General features: G+C 41.8%; 17 protein-coding genes. 9 read left to right on the top strand and 8 right to left on the bottom strand.

Features of this window, described 5'->3' with window-relative positions:
• Window positions 1-6: 6 nt before the first annotated feature.
• Complete coding sequence (locus EXT48_RS04255; protein ID WP_130163677.1) at window positions 7-1,728, bottom strand: lysophospholipid acyltransferase family protein; 1,722 nt, start codon at window positions 1,726-1,728, stop codon at window positions 7-9.
• 116 nt (window positions 1,729-1,844) lie between these two features.
• Between EXT48_RS04255 and EXT48_RS04260 the strand changes: the two genes are divergently transcribed.
• Both EXT48_RS04260 and EXT48_RS23995 read left to right on the top strand, forming a co-directional pair.
• The gene (locus EXT48_RS04260) at window positions 1,845-2,771 is read left to right on the top strand and encodes a glyoxylate/hydroxypyruvate reductase A (RefSeq protein ID WP_130163678.1); all 927 of its coding nucleotides are present in this window, start codon (window positions 1,845-1,847) and stop codon (window positions 2,769-2,771) included.
• Window positions 2,772-2,907: 136 nt separating this feature from the next.
• Window positions 2,908-3,042 (top strand): hypothetical protein, encoded by a 135-nt coding sequence (locus tag EXT48_RS23995; protein WP_276320163.1) that lies wholly within the window; start codon window positions 2,908-2,910, stop codon window positions 3,040-3,042.
• 27 nt (window positions 3,043-3,069) lie between these two features.
• Here the strand turns inward: EXT48_RS23995 and smrA are convergent, their stop codons facing one another.
• Both smrA and EXT48_RS04270 read right to left on the bottom strand, forming a co-directional pair.
• On the bottom strand, window positions 3,070-3,651 hold the full coding sequence (gene smrA / locus EXT48_RS04265; protein ID WP_039496860.1) for a DNA endonuclease SmrA: 582 nt from the start codon (window positions 3,649-3,651) through the stop codon (window positions 3,070-3,072).
• 77 nt (window positions 3,652-3,728) lie between these two features.
• Window positions 3,729-3,968, bottom strand: coding sequence for a hypothetical protein (locus EXT48_RS04270; RefSeq protein ID WP_010378899.1), 240 nt, complete (start codon window positions 3,966-3,968; stop codon window positions 3,729-3,731).
• A gap of 361 nt (window positions 3,969-4,329) precedes the next feature.
• Here EXT48_RS04270 and EXT48_RS04275 point away from each other — a divergent pair, with 361 nt between their 5' ends.
• The 6 genes from EXT48_RS04275 to EXT48_RS04300 all read left to right on the top strand — a co-directional run bounded on the left by EXT48_RS04275 (window position 4,330) and on the right by EXT48_RS04300 (window position 11,642).
• Window positions 4,330-5,940, top strand: coding sequence for a diacylglycerol kinase family protein (locus EXT48_RS04275; RefSeq protein WP_130163679.1), 1,611 nt, complete (start codon window positions 4,330-4,332; stop codon window positions 5,938-5,940).
• Between the two features lie 81 nt (window positions 5,941-6,021).
• Complete coding sequence (locus EXT48_RS04280; RefSeq protein WP_069020214.1) at window positions 6,022-7,425, top strand: sigma-54 dependent transcriptional regulator; 1,404 nt, start codon at window positions 6,022-6,024, stop codon at window positions 7,423-7,425.
• Between the two features lie 15 nt (window positions 7,426-7,440).
• Window positions 7,441-7,656, top strand: a complete 216-nt coding sequence (locus EXT48_RS04285) for a histidine kinase (RefSeq protein WP_010378905.1) — start codon at window positions 7,441-7,443, stop codon at window positions 7,654-7,656.
• Window positions 7,653-9,137 (top strand): sensor histidine kinase, encoded by a 1,485-nt coding sequence (locus EXT48_RS04290; protein ID WP_130163680.1) that lies wholly within the window; start codon window positions 7,653-7,655, stop codon window positions 9,135-9,137. The genes EXT48_RS04285 and EXT48_RS04290 overlap by 4 nt, the downstream gene beginning before the upstream one ends.
• Window positions 9,127-9,576: a response regulator gene (locus EXT48_RS04295; protein ID WP_010378908.1), complete on the top strand. Its 450-nt coding sequence runs from the start codon at window positions 9,127-9,129 to the stop codon at window positions 9,574-9,576. The genes EXT48_RS04290 and EXT48_RS04295 overlap by 11 nt, the downstream gene beginning before the upstream one ends.
• A 113-nt stretch (window positions 9,577-9,689) precedes the next feature.
• Window positions 9,690-11,642: a response regulator gene (locus EXT48_RS04300; RefSeq protein WP_130163681.1), complete on the top strand. Its 1,953-nt coding sequence runs from the start codon at window positions 9,690-9,692 to the stop codon at window positions 11,640-11,642.
• A gap of 27 nt (window positions 11,643-11,669) precedes the next feature.
• Here the strand turns inward: EXT48_RS04300 and EXT48_RS04305 are convergent, their stop codons facing one another.
• The 5 genes from EXT48_RS04305 to EXT48_RS04325 all read right to left on the bottom strand — a co-directional run bounded on the left by EXT48_RS04305 (window position 11,670) and on the right by EXT48_RS04325 (window position 14,295).
• Window positions 11,670-11,924, bottom strand: a complete 255-nt coding sequence (locus tag EXT48_RS04305; protein ID WP_130163682.1) for a hypothetical protein — start codon at window positions 11,922-11,924, stop codon at window positions 11,670-11,672.
• The gene (locus EXT48_RS04310; RefSeq protein WP_130163683.1) at window positions 11,908-12,345 is read right to left on the bottom strand and encodes a phage holin family protein; all 438 of its coding nucleotides are present in this window, start codon (window positions 12,343-12,345) and stop codon (window positions 11,908-11,910) included. Before EXT48_RS04310 ends, EXT48_RS04305 begins: the two co-directional genes overlap by 17 nt.
• 2 nt (window positions 12,346-12,347) lie before the next feature.
• Window positions 12,348-12,677 carry a hypothetical protein gene (locus EXT48_RS04315; protein WP_130125970.1) on the bottom strand — a complete coding sequence of 110 codons (330 nt, stop codon included), beginning with the start codon at window positions 12,675-12,677 and terminating at the stop codon, window positions 12,348-12,350.
• A gap of 417 nt (window positions 12,678-13,094) precedes the next feature.
• On the bottom strand, window positions 13,095-13,670 hold the full coding sequence (locus EXT48_RS04320) for an outer membrane beta-barrel protein (RefSeq protein WP_130163684.1): 576 nt from the start codon (window positions 13,668-13,670) through the stop codon (window positions 13,095-13,097).
• 61 nt (window positions 13,671-13,731) lie between these two features.
• The gene (locus EXT48_RS04325; RefSeq protein ID WP_010378923.1) at window positions 13,732-14,295 is read right to left on the bottom strand and encodes a BON domain-containing protein; all 564 of its coding nucleotides are present in this window, start codon (window positions 14,293-14,295) and stop codon (window positions 13,732-13,734) included.
• A 235-nt stretch (window positions 14,296-14,530) separates the two neighbouring features.
• Between EXT48_RS04325 and EXT48_RS04330 the strand changes: the two genes are divergently transcribed.
• Entirely contained in the window at window positions 14,531-15,415 is an 885-nt protein-coding gene (locus EXT48_RS04330) for a mechanosensitive ion channel family protein (protein ID WP_130163685.1), read from the top strand.
• The last annotated feature ends 83 nt before the right edge of the window (window positions 15,416-15,498 follow it).

A 15,498-nucleotide genomic window follows, 5' to 3' on the forward strand; every position in this document is an offset into this window, starting at 1 on the left:
TTGAGCTTAACCGTACGGGTTGTCGCCTAGGTAGCGTTTCGCTTTTTGCTCTTTTAATTTCGCTAAGTCAACGAGTACCAGACCATCGATACAGTTATTAAAGTCGGGATCTATACTAAAGCTCAGAAAGTTCACGCCTTGCTGTTCGCAAAGCTCCGTATATTGCTTAAATAATGTAGGAACTTGCGCACCCATATTAGCAAGAATATGTTTGAGCTCTGCGAAATCTTCTTTGATGTCATCGCCACTAAACATGTGTTGATAACGGTTAAGTTGATCATTACTTAGCTTCATTTCGTTGTTCGGTGTGGCGATACCTGCAAGGTTTGAAAAGTAATGTTGGTAGTGATACACCAACATGGCTTTTGCTTCATCCGGTAACGCGTTTGAGAGGCTGACTGCACCAAACATATAACGGTGTTCTGGGTAGCGCTTTACGAATGCACCGATCCCATACCACAGGTAATCTAGGCTCTTGCGACCCCAGTACTTGGGCTGCACAAAGCTGCGACCAAGTTCGAGGCCTTTTTCAAAGTATGGGGTCATGGCTTCACTGTACGAAAACAAGCTGTCGGTATAAAGCCCGGTTTGCCCGTGTTCTTCTATCACTTGCTTGGCACTTGCAAGGCGATAGGCACCCACCAGCTCAAGTTGTTTCGTGTCCCATAACAATAAGTGGTGGTAGTGCATATCGTACTTATCGATATCACGACGGTTACCACTCCCTTCTCCTACGGCCCTAAAGGCAATTTCTCTAAGGCGTCCAAGCTCTCTAAATATCACTGAGCTGCCGGTGTATTGGTAAACGTATATTTGCATGCCATCGGGTGTTTCACCGATACATTCGCACGCTTCCACTGCCTTTTTAAGTTCTTTGCGATTTTCTGGTACTGCAATAGGGGTTTGCGTTTTGAGTGGCAGTGGCTTTTTACTGGCAAGGCGATAAAGTTGCTTGCGAATAAGTGCTACTATCTCTTTGTCTTTTAGGTTATCAATAAGATAAGACTCTGGAGGAATGCTGGCGCCTATTTCAAATTCTAGCGATTTTTGCCTTTGTTTAAACATCTCTTTGACCAATAATAAACTGGCTAAAGGCTTATAAATCATACTGGTGCCGTAAAAGAGCGGACTGTTTTTCGCTTTGATAAAAATGGGTAGAATGGGGCAATTGGCTTTTTTAGCCATTCTTAAAAAGCCAGAGTTCCATTTGCAGTCTTTAATACCGGTTGGGCTTAAGCGAGAAACTTCACCAGCTGGGAAGATTAGTAGCGCCCCTTCCGATTTTAAATGCTTGTGAATGTTTGCCAGCTCTTGCTTTTTACTGGTTCCTGAGAGGTTATCAACAGGCAGTAATAGTGGATGCATTGGCGTAACTGACATCAACATCCGGTTAGCAACAACCTTTAAGTCAGGCCGTACTTGCGCCAGCACTTTGATTAGTGCCAGTGCATCTAAAGAGCCAATAGGGTGGTTTGCGACGATCACCACCGGACCTTCGCTTGGGATATGCTCTATTTGCTTTGGTTTAAAGCGAGCATCAAAATCTAATTCATCGAGCACTTGTTCGACAAACTCTAGCCCTTGCAAATGGGGGTAGGTGTCAGCAAACGCGACAAACTCTTGCTCATGCAAGAGATAACCAAGCCCTTTTTTTACTAAACCTTTTACCTTTGGGGAGTTTTCAAGTTGTGGAAGATTTGCTTCAATGACTTTATCTACACTGATCATTTTTCATCACCTGTTGGCGCTTTTTTGCAAGAGTAAAAACTATTAATGACAAGCATGTTGCATTGGTATGTCATTTATTTTGCAGTGATAGCGTGTAGCGAGAATAAAGGAACAATATGGCTTTACTTATTTGTGTTACTGGTCGTAATAATGACAAGTTAGTTGCTAAGTTAGCAGCACTGTTGCCGCAGCAAACCTTGCTTGAATGGCCCGTTGATGATGTTAACTTATTAAAGGAGGTCGAGTTTGTGCTGGCATGGAATGCGCCAGAGACGCTATGGTCACAGCTTCCTAATTTAAAAGTAGTGCATTCCTACGGTGCTGGTGTTGATAGCATTCCGATGCAGCTATTACCACCACATGTAGAGGTTGCGCGTATCGTTGACCCAAATTTAGCGGATGATATGGCTGAATATGTATTAGGCCAACTATTAAGCCATAAGCTTAGAGTTAGAGAGTACGGGGATAACCAATCTCAGCAAATATGGAAGCCAAGGCGCGCAAGAGCAGGTCGCACGGTTGGTATTATGGGGATGGGACAACTTGGCCTTGCGGTCGCGCATAAGCTACACGTAAATGGATTTACCATCAAAGGTTGGTCCGGCTCTGCAAAACAACTCGACAATATTGAGCACTTCAGTGGGCAAGATGAGCTAGCTGTTTTTCTTTCGGACATCGATTATCTTGTGTGCCTTCTGCCATTGACTGAACAAACAAAAGGGATATTGAACGCCCAGCTGTTTGCACTCGCGCCAGATCATTGCGTACTCATCAATGTCGCAAGAGGAGGTCATCTTAACGAGGCGGATTTACTCAATGCATTAGCGGCTGAGACGTTTGGCGGAGCTATTTTAGACGTATTTGACACTGAGCCACTCCCTGCATCACATGCCTTTTGGCAGCAGCCAAACATTAGTATTACTCCCCATGTTGCTGCCTTAACCAGTTTAAATACGGCTGCTCAGCAAATTGTTAACAACTATTTAGCGATGCAGGAGGGCAAAACACTCGTTCATTTAGTTCAGAAAAAGCAGGGTTACTAATTGATTAAATGGTTGTAATTAACCACAGAGCAAGGTGTAAAGAGAATAGTATAAACTACTGTATAAAAAAACATCTTGAGTGTTTATGAATGATGCATTAATTTAACAAAAAAACAATAATAAAAAGGTCTAACCCATGAAGCAAAGTCAAGGTGGCGCGAAATTATCACTTGTTGTGGTTTCGGTTATTTTGTTAGGTGTATCAGCTTGGTTTAATCAAGCTAGTGCAAATGAACTTCAGGGGATGACACCCACCGCAAATAGCAAATAAGCCGAGTATTACTCGGCTTTTTGTTTTTTAACGTTTAGCGTGACGCTCTCTATTTTCGTGTTTTTTCTCTTCACTCTTTCTTAGTAGTACGTAAGTAGAGCCGCTACCACCATGGCATTTTAATGCAGAGTGAAATGCCAACACTTGTGGCATTTCTTGCAGCCATTTATTTGTATAGCTTTTCAGTACAGCGGGAAAGGGTTTACTGTTTAAACCGATACCATGCCTTAATAACAACACTCGGATGCTTTTTGCATGGCAATCTGTCACAAAGTCAAACAAGGCTTTACGGGCATCATGAAATGGTTTGCCATGTAAGTCTAAGGTAGCATCAACTTGATATTTACCTAATCTGAGATTTTTGTATACACCATCTTGGACGCCGCTTTTTTTATAGGCGAGTAGATCGTGTGGATCTAATAGATCTACGTACTCTGTAGATAAGTAATTAGGATCAAACTCAAGTTCTTGCTCGGCGGCCTCGCGTTTTGCGAGTTGCGAAATAGTAGGTTCGTTTTTGTGACGGCGTAATTCTGCTTTTTTGTCTTGGGCGAGCGGAGTGACGTCGCCCATTGAAGCTAAAAATAGCTCTTCATCAGTCATGGCCATACTGCTTCTCCATTAACAAGCAATGATGGCCATGATTTTAGCGCACCGAAGTGAAATAGGGAACTAGTCGCTGCGAACTAGTGAACTTCCAGCTGACCAAAGGTATAGACTTTGAATAGATAAAAAGTATTTATCAAAATCAAGCTAAGGTTAGAAATTACACTGGTGTTCATCAGATCAAGGCTAAACGAGATAAAAAGTACGCCACATGCGCACACAGCAGCTACTCTTAGTAGCGTTTTATGGTTAATAAAAAAGGCACCAAAACCTAAAGTAAGTAATATTAAGTTAAGTAGCCAGTCGAGCTCGTTTGCCATTGTCTGTTTGGTTCTCCAAATGCGTTTAAAGGATCGCCATTATGGTGATCATTTATGCTTCATTCAACTGATAAATTTTATGATTTTCACATTAGAAATTTTAATGGATTAATGGTGGCTGAATACTTATGTAGCAGCGCTTGCATAAGTCGTTACAAATACCCAGACGCACTTTTTATTTCTTTGCGAATAGTCTCAGCTATAGTTAAGTATCTTCATGATTATCATAAACAAGTTGATGAATCAGCGCAGATTAAGAAATGCATACCTATACTTAGTTACATATGTACAAACCTAAGAGAGTTCCGCATAAGGCGATAATAAAAAGCCGTAGGCGACAAAAAATAATTAAGGAAAGGCAATGAAAATGCTCAAGTACTACCTGTTTGCAAGTCTCTGTTTAGCCGCACTTACGATCCACAGTATTGGATCTTGGCTAATGTTGCCGCTTGCGTGGTTTACCGTCTCTATTTCTTTAGTTACTTTTGCTTATGCAACCAACTATCCGCACATATTTAGAAAGCACGGTACAGGCAAAATTCCTTGGTATATAACTTGGCTATTTTGGCCTTATTTAGGCTGTGTACATTTATACAATGCGATTGAAAGAGGTAGAGATGTTGTTGATGCATTTCAGCCGCTTACAGATAATTTATTTGTTGCTTGTCGGTTATTTCCAAGCGATGTGGATATGCTTAAGGCGGAAGGGATTGAAGCCATTTTAGACGTAACTGCTGAGTTCGATGGGTTAAACTGGTCGGCAGAACAGCAAGGCTTACACTACCTCAATATTCCAGTGTTAGATCATCAAGCGCCTACCTCAGAGCAGTTAGCGCATGGCATGGCATGGATAGCGGCGCAGCACGAATTAAAGCGAAAGGTTGTAGTGCATTGTGCGTTAGGTCGAGGACGCTCAGTGTTCTTTTGTACTGCTTATTTACTTGCAACCAACCCTGATTATACCGTCCGTGAAGCACTCGAAAAAATACAAAACCGCCGTGAAACAGCGAGGTTAAACAAGCATCAGCTAAAAGGGCTGACAAAGCTACATCACAGCCAAAACTTTACCCATAGTGAGCAGGCGGCGTTAGTCATTAACCCTGTATCAGGATCGGGTAAATGGTTTACCTATGAAAATGACATTGTGGGTATGCTGACGGAAAAATATAACTTATCGATTCACTTTACAGAGAAAGAGACAGATGTCGCGGCTTTGGCTAAGCAAATCATGTCTGATACACAGCCAAATATCATCATCGCAGGGGGCGGTGACGGCACATTAGCAAGTGTTGCTCATGGTGTTCATCAAAACGATGTACTGTTTGGTATATTGCCTTTAGGTACTGCAAATTCCTTAGCGACCGTGTTACTCGGTTCATTGTCAAAAATAGATCCCATTAACCGTGCCTGTGAAGCAATTTTAGCGGGTAAAACTAAGCCTATTGATATAATGAACTGTAATGGCCGCACCGCGCTTTTAGCGGCAGCCGTTGGCTTTGGTCAGGAAATGATAGAAAAGGCTGGGCGTGAAGAAAAGAACAACTCGGGGCAATTAGCCTATATTCGAGGCCTTTGGCAGGCGGTAAGTGAAAATAAGCCTCTTAATTTTAAAGTGAGCTTTGATGGTGCTGAGCAATCTCAAATAGAATGTGTTAGTCTGGTTGTAGCGAATGCAGCACCAAAAACCACAATTCTTGCTCAAGGTCATGGAGAGCCAATCTATGACGATGGCAAACTAGATATTACGATTTTACCGGTTGAGCCGGATGGTGCGCAGAATCTTACGGTAGCCGAACTTATTTTACCTAAATTAGACGGCAAACCTTCTAATATTCGCACCGAGCAGTGCGAAAAGATAAACATAGAATTTGAGCAAGAACAACACTTTGCACTAGATGGTGAAGTGCTTAGTGCAAAAAGTATTGAAATAGTGATCCAGAAACACGCGCTGAACGTAATGGTTCCGAATTAGGTATTTTGCGGCCATTCATTTAGTGTGTGAGATAAAAATCAAAAGTGGAAGCACTATTGGAGCATTGAGAGAGGGACTCAATTGAAAACCGTTTTATTAGTAGATGATGATCATGATTTTGCAGAGCTGGCCTGTCGCATTGTCGAATACTTAGGCCATGACGCGTGTTTAGCGAATGACTTGGCGTCGGCCAGACAATGGCTAGAAACGCAAAGTTTTGATCATATCTTTCTTGATTTTATGCTGCCAGATGGCAGTGGTTTACATCTAGTTGATGAAATCAGAGCCGCAGGGATCCGTACACCAATAACTATGGTTACGGGACATCCATCAGTAAAGTCAGCATTGTCGCAGCTTTGTCATGATGGGTTAAATTATCTCACTAAACCAGTTGATGCAGACGATTTTAGAAACGCATTAAGCCCTTCTAAGAACAAAGCCAAGCGAACCGAGAGTCAAGCACATTTTGGTGTGTTGCTGGGCGAGTCTGCCAAAATGAAGCATCTATATAAGATGATAGAGCGCGTTGCGGGTACTGATGCTAATGTGATGTTGATGGGGGAAAGCGGTGTAGGTAAAGAAATGTTTGCCCGCGCAATTCACAATGCCAGCACAGTGACAGGGGATTTGGTTAACGTAAACTGTGGTGCAATCCCGAAAGACTTGATCGGTAGCGAACTATTTGGTCACGAAAAAGGCGCGTTTACGGGAGCAAATGCTCAAAAAGTCGGAGTATTTGAGCAAGCAGAGAATGGCACTTTGTTTTTGGATGAGTTAACCGAAATGCCCATCGAGCAACAGCCAAACTTGCTACGTGTACTCGAAACACATACGGTGACACGAGTCGGTGGCACAAAGCCGATAAAAGTTAATTGTCGGGTAATATCGGCTACTAACCGTAGCGTCGAAGATATTGCTACCAATGACGTACTTCGAGAAGATATTTATTTCCGTTTGGCGGTATTTCCAATCCATATTCCACCGCTGAGAGAGAGAAAAGAAGACATTCCATTACTCGCCGAGCATTTTCTCCAGGGTTTGAATAAAAAAGGTAATAGTCAGTATGTAATTAAGGCGGCAGATATGAGCCGCTTGGTTGAATATGATTGGCCCGGTAATGTACGTGAACTCAAACACACAATCCATCGTGCCTATATTATGGCGGATCACGATGACCATAGCTTAGTATTTGATGCGAACTTCGCCTCACCATTCGCACAGGCGAAACGCATGGTGGAGCATGCGCAGTTAAATCGCGCTTCAATTCCACCACAGGTGGGCACGTCAAGCAGAGCAAATGCGATTCAAGTACCAACGCCTGAAATGAAGCCAGGTAAAACGATTGAAGAAGTAGAAAGAGAATTGATCTATCAAACGTTAGAATCAGTAGAAGGAAATAAGACGCTGGCCGCGCGAATGCTTGGGATCAGTACAAAAACGCTCTACAACCGTTTAAACGCCTATGAGGGAGAAACACAGTCATAATTTCGGGGAGGAACAATGACACAACATGATCAAGGTACGCTCGCGAAGTTAGTGCATGACGCACGCAAGCCTTTGAATCAAATTTCAATGAATTCAGAGTTGATCAAACTTATCGCTGAACAACCTGATTCTCAACAACAGATAATCGAGATAGCAAATACGATTATTAAAGCAACCAAAGAGTGTAGCGAGCTGTTACAGACGCTGGTGGAGCAAGGAAATGATGAGTGAACAATGAGTCCAAGTTTAGTTATTTTATGAACTTAAGTAATAAACTTAACTTTATCTGGTTTGCGGTTGTTGTGAGTGTTGGCCTTGTAGCGTCCAATGCCCTAATCGGTTTTAACAATGTTAAAGAATTAAACCAAGTTCAAGAGAGTATCCGAAACACCAGCGAAGTAATGATGTCTCTGGATCAGCTGCATATTGCGATGTTAAATGCGGAGGCAGGACAACGAGCATTTTTAATCTCAAATAAAGAAAGCGATTTAGCACCTTTTATAAAAGCATTGCAAAACCTTGATGAGAGCATAGCGAAAGTTGGTCAGAATCACTCTGAAAGCGATGTACAGCAGCAAAAAATTAATCGTTATATCGAAGGGGTAAAAGCGCGATTTAAAACTTTGCAAAGTACGGTGATTGTTGCACGTAATACCGATACAGGTAATGAAGCTTTATTACTTGACCGAGCTGCGGACTCTGGAGGGGATCTACGAGAAGAGTTCACTCAGATCATGGCCGCAGAAGTGGACATCCGGACTATTCAGCTGAATCAGTTAAAACGTGTCCGCAAAGAAGCGCAAGTTAATATCGTTGTATTTACTTTGCTGAGCGCCGTGATGATTTTTGCTATTTTGCTACTTTTGGTCGTCAATCTACGCAGCGCAAAGAAAGCAAAGAGCGAGTTAGAAGAAGCAAACGATCATTTAGAAGAAAAGGTGCAAGCGCGTACCGAAGCACTAGAACATTACGCTGAAGAGCTAAATCGTAGCAACCGAGAGCTCGAAGACTTTGCGTTTGTTGCCTCTCACGACCTGCAAGAACCACTAAGAAAGATCCGCGCTTTTGGTGATCGCATCGAAAAGAATTATGGCGAGCACCTTGATGACAAGGGCAAGGATTATTTGGCTCGAATGACGAGTGCCGCACAGCGGATGTCAACGCTTATCACTGACTTGCTTGAGTTATCCCGAGTTACCACCAGAGCAAAGCCTTTTGAAGAACAGGATCTCAACCAAGTTTTACAGTTTGTGTTGGACGATTTAGAAATTGCAGTTCATGACAGTAGTGCGAGCGTAAACTCGGACGTGTTACCGACAATAAAATGTGATGCTAGTCAAATACACCAGCTGTTTTTAAATCTACTTTCCAATGCTATTAAATTCAGAGTAGAAGGGCGCGATCCGATTATTACAATCACGGTTGAAAGCAGCCAATTGATGAGTCAAGATGCTTATACTTTTGTGGTAGAAGATAATGGCGTTGGCTTTGATGCTGAATATGCTGAGAAAATATTCTCGCCTTTTCAACGACTACATGACAGAAAAAAATATGCTGGTACTGGCATTGGTTTAACCGTGTGTAGACGCATTGTTGAGCGACACGGCGGAACGATTTCAGCGACCAGTGAAGATGGTAAAGGTGCTAAATTCACGATCACATTACTCGCTGAACCAACACCAATTATTCAGGAACTGAAGAATGAACTATAAAAAAACTCAGCCAATCCATATTTTGATGGCGGATGATGACGAAGATGATCGCTTGTTGGCTCAAGACGCTTTAGAAGAAAGCCGAGTACTCAATGCATTTCAGTTTGTTAAGGACGGGGTTGAGCTTTTGGAATATTTGAGAAATGAGGGAGAGTTTACTGATAAACAACGATATCCAAGACCGAACCTCATTTTACTTGACCTGAATATGCCAAGAATGGATGGTAGAGAAGCGTTACAAGAAATCAAAAAAGATCCAATACTACGTTCTATACCCGTGGTTATCTTAACTACTTCCAAAGAGGAAGAAGACAAACTGAGAGGGTATGACTCAGGCGCTGCATCTTATATTACTAAGCCCGTGGATTTTGATGGTTTAGTTGATTTGATGAAACATTTAGGCAAGTACTGGATTGAAATAGTAGAGCTGCCAAATTAATCCCATCGCGCTTGTGCAAACAAGCGCTACCTCACCGCAAGTCGTCCTATACTTGTTTCAACATAACGTGACGACCCAAACGAATTAATATCACTTCATTTGTGGAGGCTAGTATGACAAAGGAGTCGGTCAGTGAAGTCAATGTGCTGCTCATTGAAGATGACGAAGACGATTATATTTTAACCTTAGATTATTTACAGTCTATTCCTAACTTTAAATTTAATCTCGTTTGGCAAAGCCAATACCATCAAGCGCTAGAAGCACTGGAGAGTAATGGCTTCGATCTCTGCTTATTGGATTATCAATTAGGCCCACAAACCGGTTTGAGCGTGTTAAAAGAAGCCAGAGCAAGACAGGTTCATACGCCGATAATCATGCTGACGGGGCAATCAGATGAAGTGTTAGATAACGAAGCCCTAAAAGCGGGTGCTGAAGACTTCGTGCTTAAGTCAGAAATAAGCAGCGCTCGATTTATTCGTTCCATTCGCTATGCTTTGGCACGCAAAGAACTTGAACGTGAACGCCTGGAGCGATTGCGAGTCGAGTCTGACAGTCGAGCAAAAGACCGCTTTTTGGCACATTTAAGCCATGAGTTGAGAACGCCGTTAACGTCTATTCTAGGTTACACCAATCTCCTCCTGTCTCGGGAAGAGTTGCAGAATGTTAAGCCCGAGCTTTCTATAATCAATAACAATAGCGAGCACTTACTTAACTTATTAAATGATGTACTCGACCTATCCAAGCTAAATGAAAACCGGTTACAGCTAAATAAACAAAGCACGTGTTTGAATAGCTTTCTAAGTGATTTATATAGTCTGTTTAAAATGGCCGCAGCCAAGAAAGGCTTGAGTTTTAGCATTGAAGCTAAAACACCACTTCCTCAAGATGTAAAGGTTGATAAAACACGACTAAAACAGGTACTTATCAACATTATTTATAATGCAATTAAGTTCACAAGCTCCGGTTTCGTGAAGGTTGAGATCACCTTACAAGCTGATGCAAAACTTGAGTTCAAGGTGATTGATACAGGGATTGGTATTCCTTGCGAGAAGCTTAAGCGTATATTTAAACCTTTTGAACAAGTACAAAACGTCACAACGCGCACGGATGAAGGTGCTGGTCTTGGTTTAGCTATTAGCTCTGCACTCATTAAACTGATGGGAGGCGAGCTTGCGGTTGAGTCAACCTTGGGAGAGGGGAGTGAGTTTGGTTTTAGTATTGATCTTGGTGCTATCAATGAAATGACTCTGGCGCCATTGATGCTAGATAAAACCCAAAATGCGACCGATAACTCGCTTCCATCTGATTTGCAAGGGCATATCCTTATCGTTGAAGACATTAGTGAGATCCAGATGTTGTTGCGCACCCTGATTGGTCAAACCGGCGCAACCGCTGAAATTGCGGGCGATGGCATTGAAGCGCTTGCGATGCTTAAGGATGATCCAGATAAGTATGACTTAGTCTTTATGGACTTGCACATGCCAAGAATGGATGGTCGAGACACTATTGTTGCGCTCAGAGAGCGTGGTATTGACTTACCTGTTGTCGCACTAACAGCGGCCGCTCAAAAAGGCACAAAAGAAGAATTAATGGCGCTTGGCTTTAGCGATATGATGAGCAAGCCTGTTAATGTCTCTGAGTTAGGAGAATATTTAGCTCACTACTTGAGTGACGAGTTGGCAACATTTAGCGATGATGTGGCGCAAACTACCGGTACTTTGCGGTTTTTAGTGGTAGAAGACGACGCAGATACACGCAACCTGCTTAAGCTGTTACTTAATTCACTGCAAGTGAATGTGGTTACGGCAGAGTGCGCGCAAACTTGTTGGCAGCATTTTGTTGGTCCTGAGCGCTTTGACATGATTTTACTGGATATAGGTCTGCCCGATAAGTCTGGGCTTACGCTTGCGCGAGAGATTAAAGCACAAGATCCTAACCAGCATATCGTGATTGCAAGTGGTTTTGATCCAGAGCCGGAAAAATTGGCTGAGTCACAAGTAGATGACGTGTTGTTAAAGCCTATTACACTGGTGGATCTGAAAGAAATTAAAGAAAAGCTGGTTTAGCTAAGAACCAAAAAATAGCGCAAGGAATTAAATGATACCTTGCGCTATTTTTTGTAGAAGTACGATTTTTCTTAGTGCACCAAACTTGCCATATTTAGCGCTGAGTGCGCCAAACATAAACATGAAGCCCAACCCTTGAGGAGAGCTAATCGCGCCGGTAAATACTTTTTTGGCTTTCACTTGGGTAAGGTGATTAAAATGTCTAGCGGTAATGAGCTTTTTCTTCTCTATCACCACTTCTTGGTGCAACTTATCAGTGATGAATTCAGCGAGCTTCGTCATTGCTAGCCTCCTGCTTCGCAACTGAAGTATAAAACCCAGACGTCAGGTCATTTATGCTGTTATTAAAGAGCTTTAGCCCGGTGACGATCAGGTAATAAATCATTGCGATATTGATAGTAAGTACAATACCCGCCGATATAAACCAGCTTAGGCCTGCGTAGGTTAAGGCGTAAGCAAATAACACGTGCAAGCTGCCCCATACCATCGCTGTTAAAATTAAAGAAAACAGAATTAACCCGAGCGCGATACATAAAGTTTTTAAATTAGCTCTGAACTTCGCACCTATTAGGTTAATTTGTGCTTCAGCGATTTGCTGATAACTGTCGAATAATAGAGACACAGAATCTTTAAGCTCAGCGAGCGCAGGCGTGCGCTCGTGAGCTGCTGCTTGACGGTCTCTTATTTGAGCTTGGTCTTGCATGATTACTTATTCCTTAACAGCATAGTTGCCAACATACCGAGTGAAAATGCGATACCAGCCGTTTTTACTGGGTTTTCCGTTGCATACTTTTTCACACCAGATGTATTCCACGCACGTTCCCACTCTTTGCGCTTGGCGCCAATGGCTTCGCTTGAGTTATGACCTTTTTCACGCAGCGAGGTTTCAGTGCGAGACGCTGAAGCGTGCAGTGAATCTACTGACGCATGTAATGTATCTGCAATTTGATCCGTAACTGGGTGACTAGAATCATGGCCATTTGACTGTGGTTTTGCTGTGTTACTTGTCTGTGTTTGGTTTGCTTGGTTACTCATAAACTACTCCTTATTCGTTTAGTTCACTGTATTCGTTGCAAACCCTTTGCCAACTTAAAAGTTGAGTAATATCAGTCTATTAGATTTATCTCATGTTTTGTGTCGGTAGATGCGATACGAAGGGTGTAAATGTTACATAGCAGAACCTACAGGGTGTAGAGTTTAAAAAAAGTGACAGGTTTTATTTCTAGCTGTGAATGGCAAATATTACATCTAGAGTTTTTCTATCTTTAAATGCTGTTTTCTGCAAACAAAGGAATCGCGAGAAAGCACTCACATTATTCAATATGAGAGCCATACGCTGAAAACAAAAAAGGCGCTACCAGTGGTAGCGCCAAAACCAGACTCTTGTGAAAGAGCCAGGACTGAGTCAAAGGGGAAATAATTGGGAGGCTATAAATTAGCCATCATTACTGCTTAAAATTGGTACTCGATAGAGACCGCAGCTACGTCCATATCTGGATCGATATCGTCTTCAAGTTCGTAGCGCGTGTATTCTAAACGCATGTTAATGTTTTCGTTAAGGTGAAACTCTACACCGGCACCATAAAGCCAGTCGCCACCTTCAAGGTTAGATGAAACACGACCTACAGCTGGAATATCAGCATAGATATCTGCATCCCATTCAAGCCAACCACCTTTTGCGTAAACTGAAAAGTATTCGTTTAATGGGGCTGAGATACGAGTAGATAAAGAAATACCATCGATTTCAGCAGAGTTGTCTATGTCACTTGCTTCGTCGAAGTTTTCATAGGCCAGTTCAAAACTCCAATATGGATTAATTTTCGTACCCACATACGCTTTTAACATAGAAGAGTCATCGTCGAAAGAGGTGTCGTTCTCACGATCTTCCCACTGAAAAGAGTATTGGCCGTAACCGATACCTGTATAAATTTTATAATCTTCTAGTCCAAAATCAGACTCCGCGTGAGCAGCGGTAGATGCAAGACCTAGAGAAGCTAGTAGCGCAGCGGCAATAGTTAATTGTTTCATCTTTACTCCTTAAATCAATATAAATATGGGAGGGGGGAGTGCCCCCTCAAATCAAAATTGCTTATGATTTTTTAGTAACGCGAAGGTTATCTTTTACATCTTTAACGTCATTGGCGTTTTTCGCGATTTGCACAGCAAGTTTGCGCTCAGCTTCGCTACCAACATGGCCGTTTAGTGTTACGACTAAACCTTCCACATCAACATCGATGTCAGTACCATCTACATCCGTGTCAAACAGGTAGCGAGACTTAATTACTGTTGCGATTTTTGCGTCAGTAAAGCCGCTATCGCTTTCGTAGTTACGCTCTTTTTTGCGTTCATCTGACATATCTACGATAGTCAGGTCGTTTTTCACTTCTTTTACGCCATCGATACCTAGTACCAGTTCTTCAGCTAGCTTTTTGTCTACTGAGTGTTCAACTTTACCAGTTAGCACTACAACGCCATTTTTCACATCTGTGTTAATGTCAAAGTTGTTCAGCTCACCGTTGAAAAGTAGCGTCGCTTCTGCTTTACCGTCTATCCAAGCATCGCTTGCTTCTTTTTCCCAAGAATTATCAGCAGCAAAAGCTGAAGCAGTAGTAAGTGAAGATACAAGTACAGTTGCAATTAATGTCTTTTTCATAATTAAACTCCTTTAATTTCGTAGTCGAATTACCTATTGCAGCTGTTGTGCCATGTTGTAAATTGCTGAATTTTATATATTTTTATTTTGTTGGTAAGTTTTAAGGAAGAATTTACCGAGAAAATGTGTACATTACTTTGTAATAATTACCTTTTTCATGAACGGCTAATTAATATCAGTAGGAATGATTACTGCATTCGATCGTTGTTGCGTACTTATATAGGAGTTAGTAATTATGAATTTAGAAAAGTTTTGGACGTTAATTAATGATAAGTTAATCTCTTGGCTTGAATCCGGTGTGCAGTTACTACCGAATATGATCCTAGCCTTAATGATACTAATATTCTTTACAGCGCTGGCTAAAATATCATCTATTTGGTTTTCTAAAGCGATTAAAAAAGCAATAAAGACAGAACAAGTTGCTTCTCTTATTAGTTCCATATTTAAAGTCTCTATTATTGCCATTGGGATTTTCTTCGCTTTAGATATAGTAAAACTATCAGGTGCCGTAATGTCACTGTTGGCTGGGGCGGGGATCATTGGCCTTGCTATTGGCTTTGCATTCCAAGATATGACCGAGAACCTCATCGCTGGATTTGTGATGGGAGTCAGAAAGCCCTTTATGGTCGGTGACATTATCAGAACCAAGGATTGCTTTGGCACGGTAAGTAAAATCAATTTGAGAAATACCTTAGTAGAAAACTTTTACGGCCAGCTGTCTTATATTCCCAACAAAATTCTCTTTAAGAATGAGTTACAAAACTACACTAAGCTTGGTAAGCGAAGAATAGAAGTACCAGTTGGTATCTCCTATGCGGATGACCCAGAACAAGCCCGAGAGGTGATTGTTGAGGCAATTAACAAGCTTGATTTCGTAGTAAACCAAAAAGAAACGGATGTCTATGCTGAGTCTTTTGGTGATAGTTCTATCAATCTACTCGTGTGGTTTTGGATAGACTACCCAGCTGATCCCGGCTTTATGGTGGTCAGGCACCAAGCAATTTGTACAATTAACCGTGTTTTAGCCGATAACGATATCTTAATTCCTTTCCCTATTAGGACGATGGACTTCAATGCAAAAGGCAGTACGACCTTAAGTGCGCAATTATCACAGGAATAATTTACATCTAGTTTGTAATATTTTCACCGCTCTGAAAGTGCTTATATTAAAAACCCTTGTAAAATAATGGTTTATAATTTGGT

This window comes from Pseudoalteromonas sp. CO348, from assembly GCF_004208845.1.
GTDB lineage: Bacteria > Pseudomonadota > Gammaproteobacteria > Enterobacterales > Alteromonadaceae > Pseudoalteromonas > Pseudoalteromonas maricaloris.